General features: G+C 68.4%; 10 protein-coding genes. 3 read left to right on the forward strand and 7 right to left on the reverse strand.

Translation table 11 applies throughout. From position 1 onward, the window contains the following. Together D7V80_RS38425 and D7V80_RS42395 are read left to right on the forward strand one after the other, a co-directional pair. A partial coding sequence (locus tag D7V80_RS38425) for an AHH domain-containing protein (RefSeq protein ID WP_120592786.1) occupies window positions 1-1244 on the forward strand: 1244 nt, incomplete at its 5' end. After that, the gene (locus D7V80_RS42395; RefSeq protein WP_199738965.1) at window positions 1241-1891 is read left to right on the forward strand and encodes a hypothetical protein; all 651 of its coding nucleotides are present in this window, start codon (window positions 1241-1243) and stop codon (window positions 1889-1891) included. The genes D7V80_RS38425 and D7V80_RS42395, both read left to right, overlap by 4 nt. 40 nt (window positions 1892-1931) lie before the next feature. Here D7V80_RS42395 and D7V80_RS38435 read toward each other — a convergent pair whose 3' ends face one another. The 6 genes from D7V80_RS38435 to D7V80_RS38460 form a co-directional block, all read right to left on the reverse strand. Next, window positions 1932-2513: a dual specificity protein phosphatase family protein gene (locus tag D7V80_RS38435; RefSeq protein WP_120592787.1), complete on the reverse strand. Its 582-nt coding sequence runs from the start codon at window positions 2511-2513 to the stop codon at window positions 1932-1934. A gap of 19 nt (window positions 2514-2532) precedes the next feature. Next, entirely contained in the window at window positions 2533-3528 is a 996-nt protein-coding gene (locus D7V80_RS38440) for a hypothetical protein (RefSeq protein WP_120592788.1), read from the reverse strand. Continuing rightward, entirely contained in the window at window positions 3518-4759 is a 1242-nt protein-coding gene (locus D7V80_RS38445) for a GtrA family protein (RefSeq protein WP_120592789.1), read from the reverse strand. The genes D7V80_RS38440 and D7V80_RS38445 overlap by 11 nt, the downstream gene beginning before the upstream one ends. Further along, window positions 4752-5687: a phosphatase PAP2 family protein gene (locus D7V80_RS38450; RefSeq protein ID WP_120592790.1), complete on the reverse strand. Its 936-nt coding sequence runs from the start codon at window positions 5685-5687 to the stop codon at window positions 4752-4754. Before D7V80_RS38450 ends, D7V80_RS38445 begins: the two co-directional genes overlap by 8 nt. Further along, window positions 5665-6999, reverse strand: a complete 1335-nt coding sequence (locus D7V80_RS38455; RefSeq protein WP_014393273.1) for an inositol-3-phosphate synthase — start codon at window positions 6997-6999, stop codon at window positions 5665-5667. Before D7V80_RS38455 ends, D7V80_RS38450 begins: the two co-directional genes overlap by 23 nt. 429 nt (window positions 7000-7428) lie before the next feature. Then, complete coding sequence (locus tag D7V80_RS38460; protein WP_120592791.1) at window positions 7429-7950, reverse strand: pyridoxamine 5'-phosphate oxidase family protein; 522 nt, start codon at window positions 7948-7950, stop codon at window positions 7429-7431. A 167-nt stretch (window positions 7951-8117) separates the two neighbouring features. On the opposite strand from D7V80_RS38460, the gene D7V80_RS43755 reads away from it, so the two are divergent. Continuing rightward, a complete protein-coding gene (locus D7V80_RS43755; protein WP_120592792.1) occupies window positions 8118-8615 on the forward strand; it encodes a hypothetical protein in 498 nt (165 codons plus the stop codon). A gap of 10 nt (window positions 8616-8625) precedes the next feature. On the opposite strand, the gene D7V80_RS38470 is transcribed toward D7V80_RS43755, so the two are convergent. Beyond that, a partial coding sequence (locus D7V80_RS38470; protein WP_147447356.1) for an aldo/keto reductase occupies window positions 8626-9442 on the reverse strand: 817 nt, incomplete at its 5' end.

Below are 9442 nucleotides of genomic sequence, written 5' to 3' on the forward strand. Positions count from 1 at the left end.
CCCATGGCCTCATCGAGGCTGGAGGGGAGGCCCTGAAGCACGCGCAGCTGTGGCTCACCCAGGCCTGGGAGGCCAATGGCTCACCAGAGAAGCTGAAGGAGGCCAGCAAGTCCTTCCTCCGGATGCTCGTGAGCATCGCGATGGCCGCGCTGGCCCTGATGGGCGTGAAGACCAACGCGGGACGTGGGCTCAAGCTGATGACGTCCGTGAAAATCACCCCGCCCCGCATCTACATGATGGCGGCGGCGGGCCCCGGCGGTGCCTACGCGGGCGTCCCCGTGTATCAGCCGGGCTCCATCACCGCTGCTCCGTCTGTCCCGCTGCCCTTCAATCCCTGGGGCTCCGGCACACCGTTGCTGTCAAAGGCCGTTGAGGAGGGCGGGACGTCCAGGCCGGACTCCGAGCCCACCCTGACCGAGCGCACGCTCAGCGACGCCGAGTTGGAGAAGCTGCTGGAGAAGCTCCCCAACTGGGACAAGCTCAAGGACTTCGTCGGACGCCGCATCCCGAACGAGGGAACGCCGGAGTTCAACGCGTTCAAGCGGGAGCTCCAGGCCGCCGGCTATCGCCTGGAGAAGTTGAGCTCGGACTCCCAGCCCTTCCGGCTGCGCCGTCCGGACGGGAAGGCCCTGGGCGACGAGTATGGGGCGCTCACGGTGACCGAAGAGGGATTGGTGGTGCTCAAGGCCGGCAAGGGCACGTCCCGCCTGAGTGTCTTCACCCGCTATCGGAAGAACTACCTGGACTGGGTAGAGAAGACCCAGGGCCCGGCGGCGCGGGCGGCGGCGGAGGTCCGGCTCTCTGCGGGCCATCCCATGCACCACCTCATCCCCGACGAGATCGCCCAGAGCCACCCACTGATCCGCATGGCCCTGGCGCGGATCAAGGGCTACACGATTGACCGGGGGTCGAACATCCTCGACATGCATTCGGGGATCAACGTGGAGGGCCAGCTCATCCACTCGGGCGGCCACCCGCGCTACAGCAAGTTCGTGCGTGCCCGGCTTGAGGCCGCCTGGGACAATCTGTCCAGGAAGGGTGGCCCCCCCTCCAGTTGGACGCCCAGGCTCATCGAGGAGGCCATCATCAAGGTCGAGAACGAGCTGCGTCAGGCCATCCAATCCGGAAGCCTGAAGGAGCCGGTCATCAAGGTGATCCAGGAGCAGCGCGACGGTAGGGTGCTCACGGGGAAGAAGCTGGCCTTGCTGGAACTGCCCTCCCACGGGGAGTCACACACCACATGATGTATGCATTGGCGACGGATGTCTCCCACCTCAAGGAGGATGAGGAGATCTATGACGCCCATCTCATCGAGTTCGATGGCTTCGAGTGCGCGACGTTTCGCGACCCCGCCATTGACTACCAGCGCCAACAGGGCGCGCCCGAGGTCATGGAGTTCGTCGGCAATCTGGAGAGGATCGCCGGGCTCGACCACCTGTTCACCGCGCCCATGGGGTGGTTGCTGCTCTCCCGGCGCATGGTGCGCGTGCTCGAAGCGGTGGGCCCGTTCCGCCACCACCTCATCCCCACGGTCATCTACTCAGAACGCATCAAGCACCTCGTGAGCAAAGGGTACCCCCGGAGGCGGACCTGGCATTCGGTGACGGACCCTGAGCTGAAGAACGAGGACTTCGTCATCCTCCAGTTGCTGGAGCGGACCGACTGCCTCGACCGGGAGCGCACCCTCGTGAAGGGTGTGCCCTTCCACCAGTGTGGCGAAGAGCTTCTGGGCGAGGATGACGCCGAGCCACTCGTGCTCCGCCCGCCACCCGGAGGCTTCCCGCCCGTGTTCTTCGTCCCCGAGCTGGCCTACTACTGCTACACCGAGGAGGCACGGCAGGCGTGTGATCAGGCGGGACTGAAGGGGCTGTGGTGGCGCCCCCAGCCTTGAGCCCGGGCGCCCGACCCCACGTCCGCATCCGGCACGGATCCTAAGCGGCCTGCTCCGGCACGCCCGTCCACGCGGCCACGAAGTCCGCCAGTCCGCGCAGCTGCCGGTCGTTGAGCGTCGCCTGCCAGCGCGCGTGGCGCACCGCCCGGTACGCCTCCGGCGCGTCCCAGCCGCGCGCGACCATCACCGCCAGGCCCATCAGCGGCCCTCGCCCCACGCCGTGCTCGCAGTGCGCATACAGCACGCCGCCCGCGTCCAGCCGGGGCAGCGCCCAGCGAACTCCTTGCGACAGCTGCTCCACGGACGGCGGGTAGCGGTCCGTCACCGGCAGGCTGAGCAGCTCGATGCCCAGCGCCGCCAGCGCCTCGCGGTCGTCACAGCGCTCCGCGCGCAGGTCGATGACGCAGGTGATGCCCCGGTCCTTCAGCTCGCCGTAGCGCGCGCGGGACACGCTGCCGCCCACGTGCAGCCACGGGTTCACCTGGGACACGTTGAGGGCGCGCTTGCCGGGCAGCTTGGTGGTCCACTCCACCCCGCGCGCCACCACCCGCAACACCTGCTTGCGCACGAACCCCCGGACCCCGGGGACGTGATGCACCGACCGCAGCAACGACTCGCTCACGCTGAAAACCCCTGCTCCGCTACTCGCCTTCCAACGTCACTTCCATCAACCCGTTCACCGGCGCCTTGCCCGGACGCTCCAGCACGCCCCGCAGCAGGTACGTCACCGGCGAGCCCACCACCGGCCGCACCAGCCCGCTCAGCACGCCCAGGGACTCCACCGGCGCGCTGCGCTGGAGCAGCGACGTGCCCTTGAGCGTCATCGCTGGCTTGCCGTCGCGGTCGGTGAGCTCCGCCCGCCACGTGCTCTTCGCCTTCTCGCCGGTCTGCGTCAGCGTGAAGGACTCCAGGAGCTTCGCCTCCCCCTTGTCCTCCCAGAGGTACACGGGCGCGTAGTCGCCCTCATGCCCCTCGCGCCCCAGCACCACGGCGTACGGCGGACCCTTCAGCGCGCGGAAGCGCACCCAGCGCTTCGCCAACTTCGCCGGCGCCACCGTGCTGCGCGAGTGGTCCGCGTACCCGCCGCCCGACAGCGTCACCGCCTCCGTCTTGGGCACCTGGAGCGTCACCTTCACGGGGCTGCCGGCCAGCAGCACCTCGTGGCGGTAGCGGTCCTTCCCGGTCTCCACCACGGAGCCGTCCGGCGACCACGGCTCGGGCTTGCGCGAGTACTCCAGCGTTACCCGGCCGTTGTCCAGGGGCGCGTCCACCGTCAGGCCCGTGTCCGAAGCCCGGGCGAGGCACGTGCCCAGCTTCAACGTGTCCGTGGTCGCGGCGTAGCTCCACTCCTTCGCGCCCACGCGCGTCTGCGGAGACCAGACCGCCTTGCCCGGCCGCAAGACCGTGGCGCGGCAGATGCCCGTGCGCGACCCCGGGCCGATGTTCGTCACCGTCAGGTTCACCGTCACGTAGGTGCCGTCTTCCGTGTCCGCCACGAAGGAGAAGCTCTCTCCGTACCGGTCGCTGGAGTCGTAGGACAACCCCAGCACGCCACCCGCAGCCGCCACCCCTGGAAGCGAAAGCAGGGCCCCCACCAGGAGGGCCCTCAAGCCGCGGGCGCGCGTGTCACGCCGCATGGGGCCGCTGCTCCATGAGCTCGTCCGAGTTGTCGTTGAAGACGTAGTCGCGCTGCAGCGGCAGGTTCCACGCGAAGTACACGACGCCGCGCACCAGCCACCAGCCCAGCGTGTACGCCAGCTGCGGGTGCAGCGTGAGCAGCGCCACGCCGCCCGCGTTGAGCAGGGCGCTGGTCGCGCTCACCAGCGTGTAGCGCGCCAGCTGCGGCGCCACCGCCCCCTGGCTGCGGAAGGTGATGACCCGGTTGAGGGTGTAGTTCACCACGCCGCCCAGCACGCAGCCGGCCACCGTGGCCCACACCGGGGAGAGGCCGCCCCACTCCACCATGCCCAGCACCGCCACGAAGTCCACCGCCGTGGCGATGGCGCCCGCCGCCGCGTTGAAGCCGAACAGCGCCACGCCCGAGCGCTGCTTCACCGGCTTCTTGGGCGTCAGGGCCCGCACCAGCGTGCGGAAGCGCGCCAGCGCCGTGACGTTGCTCAGGACGGCCACGAAGACCAGGCCCGCCACCGCCAGCCAATGCATGGGGTGCTTCTCCGTCGGCCAGAACAGCGCCTCCAGGATGGGGGACAGCGCCGTGCCCACGCCCAGGAACAGCACCCGCTCCAGCCGCTGCATCGCGCCGTCGCGCACGCTCACGCCCAGGCCTTCACCCTTGGCGCGCACGTACGGCACCAGCGAGGAGCCCATCAGCGCGCCCAGCGCGGGCAGGAGCACCCAGGTGTCCCGGTAGTACCAGGCCAGGCCCATCAGGATGGCGGAGTCCACGTACCGGTCCAGCACGGAGTCCAGCGCCGCGCCCGCGGGGTTCGCCTCCTTGCGGGTGCGCGCCACGCGGCCGTCCATCACGTCCAGCACGCCCGCGAGGAGGAACAGCCAGCCGCCCAACGCGAAGCGGCCCGCCGCCACCGCTACGCCGGACGACACGCCCAACAGGCCCGACAGCATGGACAACGCGTTGGCCGGAAGGCCCGAGCGCAGGAGCACCCGCCACAGCGGCTGGATGACCCAGAAGAAGTAGTGGCGCAGGAAGAAGCCCACCAGCACCGACTTGCCGCGCGTCAGCGTCTCCGCGTCCTGGGGAATCCCCTTGATGGCGCAGCGGATACAGAAGAGCACCAGGCCCACGAGGAAGTACGCGACCGCGAACAGCGCGGGCGCGAGCGCGGTCCAGATGCGCGCCGAGGGGGACAGGTCTCCACTCAGCAAGGCCAGCACGTTGTCAGGCACGGGTGTTCCCTCCAGACGGCAGGGTCATGGGCGCCATCCCTGGCGCTTCCACGGCCCGTCTTGCGAAGACAGCCCTCACGACCACGAAGGCCACGACCGCCGCGACAGCTCCCGCGAGCACGTCGAGGACGTAGTGGTGCGTGAGATACACGGCGGAAAAAGCGACGAGCAGCGCGAACAGGATGGTGCCCACCCGCCACGCGAGGCCCTTGTGCCACAGGACGAGCACCATCATCAGCGGGTAGGCCGCGTGCAGCGACGGCATGGCCCCGAAGACGTTGGGGTTCTTGGCGTAGAAGTTCGCGAAGTAGTGGATGCCGAAGAAGGCATCGAAGCGCGCGGTGCCCGCGGGGCTGGGCGGCGCCGACAGGTCCGCGAGTCCCGGCCCGTACTTCAGCACGTACCAGGGGGGGGCCGCGGGGTAGATCACGTAGGTGACCACGCCAATGGCGTTCACCACGAAGAAGGCCCAGCACAGCTGTTCGAATCTCGCGTCCTTCTTGAAGAAGAACCACAGCGCCACGAGGAAGACCTCGTAGAGGTAGGCCGCGTAGGCCCAGCCGCACAGCAGGTCCAACGGCGTGTTGGGGTGACGCGACCACCACTCGGGCCAGTGCGTGCCGCCAGGGGCGGGGAACAGCAGCTTCTCCAGGTTCCACAGGTCGCCGGTGTGGATGGTGCCGCGCAGCCACAGCCACAGCGGCTGGCTGTCCAGGATCATGCCGGTGAGCCACAGCGGGAACGCGCCGCGGAGGAACCGCCGCGGGCCGGCGCCGGCCCAGGCCAGCACCACCAGCAGCAGGTCCGCCGCGACGTGCTCCCACCGGACTCTTCCGGTGGAGACCACCAGCGCGAAGTGGCCCGCCGCCATGACGGTGACGAGCCACTTGAACGCGGAGTCGTTCTTAGCGGGCGAGAGGGAGGTCATCCCCGTAGTAGTCCATCCCCAGGTGAGTGATGGGCTCTTCGCCCGCGACGACGCGCAGCGTGTTCTTCAGCTTGGTCAGCTGGATGAACAGGTCGTGCTCCACCGGCAGGCCCGGGTGGGCCATGGGGCTCTTGAAGTAGAAGGACATCCACTCCTGGATGCCCCGCCACTCCAGCCGCTTGGCCAGGTCCATGAACAGCGCGATGTCCAGGACCAGCGGCGCCGCCAGGATGGAGTCGCGGCAGAGGAAGTTGACCTTGATCTGCATCGGGTAGCCCAGCCACCCGGTGATGTCGATGTTGTCCCAGCCCTCCTTCGCGTCGCCGCGGGGCGGGTAGTAGTGGATCGACACCTTGTGCGAGTACTTGTTGTACAGCTCCGGGTACAGGTCCGGCTGCAGGATGGTGTCGAGCACGCTCGACTTGGTCACTTCCTTGGCCTTGAAGGCCTGGGGATCATCCAGCACCTCGCCGTCACGGTTGCCCAGGATGTTGGTGGAGAACCACCCCTCCAGGCCCAGCATGCGCGCCTTGAGCGCCGGCGCGATGACCGTCTTCATCATCGTCTGGCCGCTCTTGAGGTCACGGCCCGCGACGGGCACGCCCTCCAGCTTCGCCAGCTCCTGCAGCGCGGGCGTGTCCACGGCGGCGTTCGGCGTCCCGTTGGCGAACGGCACGCCTTCCTTGATGGCCGCGTAGGTGTAGAGCGCCGTGGGGTTGATGTCCGTGCTGTTGGCGTCCAGCGCCTTCTCGAAGTTGGCCAGCGTCTGGAAGGCCTCCGGCAGCGGGCGGAAGGTCTCCACGCTGCTGCACACCACCATCACGGCGCGCTTGGCGTTGAGCTCCTTCTTGAAGTCCCGGATGTCCTGACGCAGCGCTTCAATGCTCTCGCGGTGCGTCTTGGTGGCCTTGATGTGGTTCGCGGCGATACGGCGCACGAACTCCGGATCATGCACGCCCGGCTTCGGCTTGATGCCCTGGAGGAAGGGCTTCACCTGCTCCAGGTGCTTGTCGGTCAGCACGCCCGAGCGCACGGCCACCTGGTAGGCGTCCTCACTGATGATGTCCCACGCGCCGAAGACGACGTCGTCCAGCGTGGCCAGCGGCACCAGCTCGTTGAGCTTCACGGTGCGGCCGTCGGTGCGCTTGCCCAGGCGGGCCGTGCCCATCTGCGTGAGCGAGCCAATGGGGGCGCCCTTGCCCTGCCGCGCCAGCTCCACACCCGCCATCAGCGTGGTGGAAACCGCGCCCAGGCCCGGGATGAGCACCGCCAGCTTGCCCTCAGGCTTCGCGACCTTCTTCTTATTCTCCATCGTCCTGATTCCTTCGAATGGCGGGAAATCGCTCCGCCCAATGAGCGTCTCCGAGTCCGTTCCATCCGGCGCCGGCAAGAATGCCGGACGGAAGGTGGAAAATCTCGAAAGCGGATGGTTGATACTCTAAACCGTCTGTCACTTCAACGTGATGTGCGGACGGCGTGCGGCTCGTACCACGGCGTCGGCCGGCTGCATGACTCGGGCCGAGGGTGGGCTACAAGCCAGGACGAACGGCCCTGTCAGAGAAACAGCATTCAAGGAGCAAAAGTCTTACCCACCACGGCGAGCTCCCTGGGGGCGCTCGTCGGGTGGGTCCAGGTGCGTCAGGTCTGAGGCTGTCCTGCTTTCACACACCCCCTGACACACCTGTCAGGATTTGAGAGCGTGGGAACCGCCGGCCTTCCGGCGGCCCCGTTCGGGGTCCCGTCAGTTGTGGCGGGGGGCGCCCCGGTCGAGCTTCTGGTTGTCTCCCGGGTGGTACTTGTCGCCGGTGAGGACGGCTTTCACGAACCCGACCAGCTGGACCATCTTGCTGTTGGGTGTGTCCCAGTACTCGGCCTTCTCGACGGAGACGCGCAGCAGGGCCAGGTTCGGATCATCCAGTCCCTGGGGGAACCAGGCCTTGAGGGCGGGGTTCCACAGCTCCTTGGCCTTGGCCTTGTCGCGGATCAGCGTGCAGCGGCCGCTGACGGACACATACCTGTCCCGGGTGGGGTCCGAGTAGGCGAGGCTGACATGGTGGTCCTTCTGCACCTCGTCCACCTTGTGGGTGTGGTCGTTGGTGAAGAACCACAGCTCTCCGTCGAAGTCCTTGTCGTAGGTCCACATCGGCCGGCTGCGCAGGCTGCCGTCGGTGTCCACGGTCGTCATCATCGCGACCTTGATGCCGTGGATGAGCTTGCCCAGGTGCTCCACCACGTCCTGCGGAGTCTTCGTCGTCGTCGTCATGTGCTCGCCTCCCTTGGCGGTTGAAGGTAGGCAGCGGCCGGGCGGCGAACATCGTCCGTACCGCCGGGCCGGCACCCCGGCAGCCGGGCGTGTGATAGGGGGCGTGCCGGGCCCTCTCGCTTGTTTCGTCCTTCGGAACGAGGCGTGACGGCCGGGAGCGACAAGGGATGCTGAAGACCGCGTGGAACGAGTGGAGCCTGAAGGCGCTGCAACTGGAGACGGCCCTGCTGGCGCTGGAGGAGATTGAGCTGCCGGACGCGATGCACGCGCTCCAGGACGCGGCCCAGCAGAAGCTGCTGGAGCTGGCGCGGGCGTGGCAGAAGACGCAGCCCGCGAAGGAGCCGCGCCAGTGGACGCGCGAGGAGAAGGCGGGCGGCGCGCCTCGCGACGAGGAGCTGGCGGACCTGGTGAAGGGCTTCCGCGAGGACGGCAAGACGTGGACGCTCTTCCGGCTCACCAGCGACAAGAAGGAAGTGGTGGAGACGGTGGTGTCCGAAGGCCGCGCGTGCATGGCGGCCGGCGGCGAGTACTACCTGGGCCAGTGGGACGCGGAGGAGGGCGTGCTGGAGGTGGGGCGCGACGACGAGGCCGGCGAGCCCGGCACCGGGCTGGTGCTGGAGCCGGGCGGCGAGCTGCGCTACTCGCCGTCTCCGGACCTGACGTAGTCCGCGCGGATCAAGACTCGAAGAGCTTCACCATCCGCGCGCGCAGCTTCTCGTCGGGGAGCCGTCCGAAGCCCGCCTTCACGTTGTCCTCCAGGTGGGCGGGGTCGGAGGTCGCGGGGATGGGGCAGTTCACGGCGGGGTGGCCCAGGATGAACTTGAGGAAGAACTGGGCCCAGCTCGTGCAGTCGAACTCCGAGGCCCAGTCCGGCAGGGGGCGGCCCTTCATCTTGCGGAAGAGGTTGCCCTTGTCGAAGGGCTCCATGACGAGCACGGCCACGCCGTGCTCCTTCGCCGCGGGCAACAGGCGCGCTTCGGCGTCGCGCATCGCGAGCGAGTAGGGCAGCTGCACGAAGTCCAGCTTGCTGCGCTGGATGTGCTTCTCCAGGTCGTCGAAGGCGCTGCGCAGGTAGTGGGTCACGCCCACGTAGCGGATCTTCTTCGCGGCCTTCAGCTCCCGCAGCACGGGCAGGTGCACGTCCACGTCCAGCAGGTTGTGCACCTGCATCAGGTCCATGCGGCCATGGCCCATCTTCTGGAGGGACGCCTGTATCTGCGCCGCCCCTTCCGCCTTGCCGCGCGTCCAGACCTTGGTGGCGAGGAACGGGGTCTTCTCCTGGCCGGACTGCTTGAGCAGGTCGCCCACGACGGCCTCGGAGCGGCCGTACATGGGGGACGAGTCGATGAGGCGCGCGCCCGACGCGAAGAACTTCTGGAGGACCTGGGCCAGGGGCGCGCGTTCGTTCGCGGCGCCGCCGACGTCGAAGGTCTGCCAGGTGCCCATGCCGATGACGGGCAGGGCTTCGCCGGAGCTGGGGATGGGGCGGGTG

This window comes from Corallococcus sp. CA054B, assembly GCF_003611625.1.
Taxonomy (GTDB): Bacteria; Myxococcota; Myxococcia; order Myxococcales; family Myxococcaceae; genus Corallococcus; species Corallococcus coralloides.

Excerpts from the sequence above, each read along its gene's own strand:
- D7V80_RS38440 (WP_120592788.1), bottom strand. The coding sequence starts at position 3,528 with ATGCGGCGTGACACGCGCGCCCGCGGCTTGAGGGCCCTCCTGGTGGGG.
- D7V80_RS38455 (WP_014393273.1), bottom strand. The coding sequence starts at position 6,999 with ATGGAGAATAAGAAGAAGGTCGCGAAGCCTGAGGGCAAGCTGGCGGTG.
- D7V80_RS42395 (WP_199738965.1), top strand. The coding sequence starts at position 1,241 with ATGATGTATGCATTGGCGACGGATGTCTCCCACCTCAAGGAGGATGAG.
- D7V80_RS38460 (WP_120592791.1), bottom strand. The coding sequence starts at position 7,950 with ATGACGACGACGACGAAGACTCCGCAGGACGTGGTGGAGCACCTGGGC.
- D7V80_RS38450 (WP_120592790.1), bottom strand. The coding sequence starts at position 5,687 with ATGACCTCCCTCTCGCCCGCTAAGAACGACTCCGCGTTCAAGTGGCTC.
- D7V80_RS43755 (WP_120592792.1), top strand. The coding sequence starts at position 8,118 with ATGCTGAAGACCGCGTGGAACGAGTGGAGCCTGAAGGCGCTGCAACTG.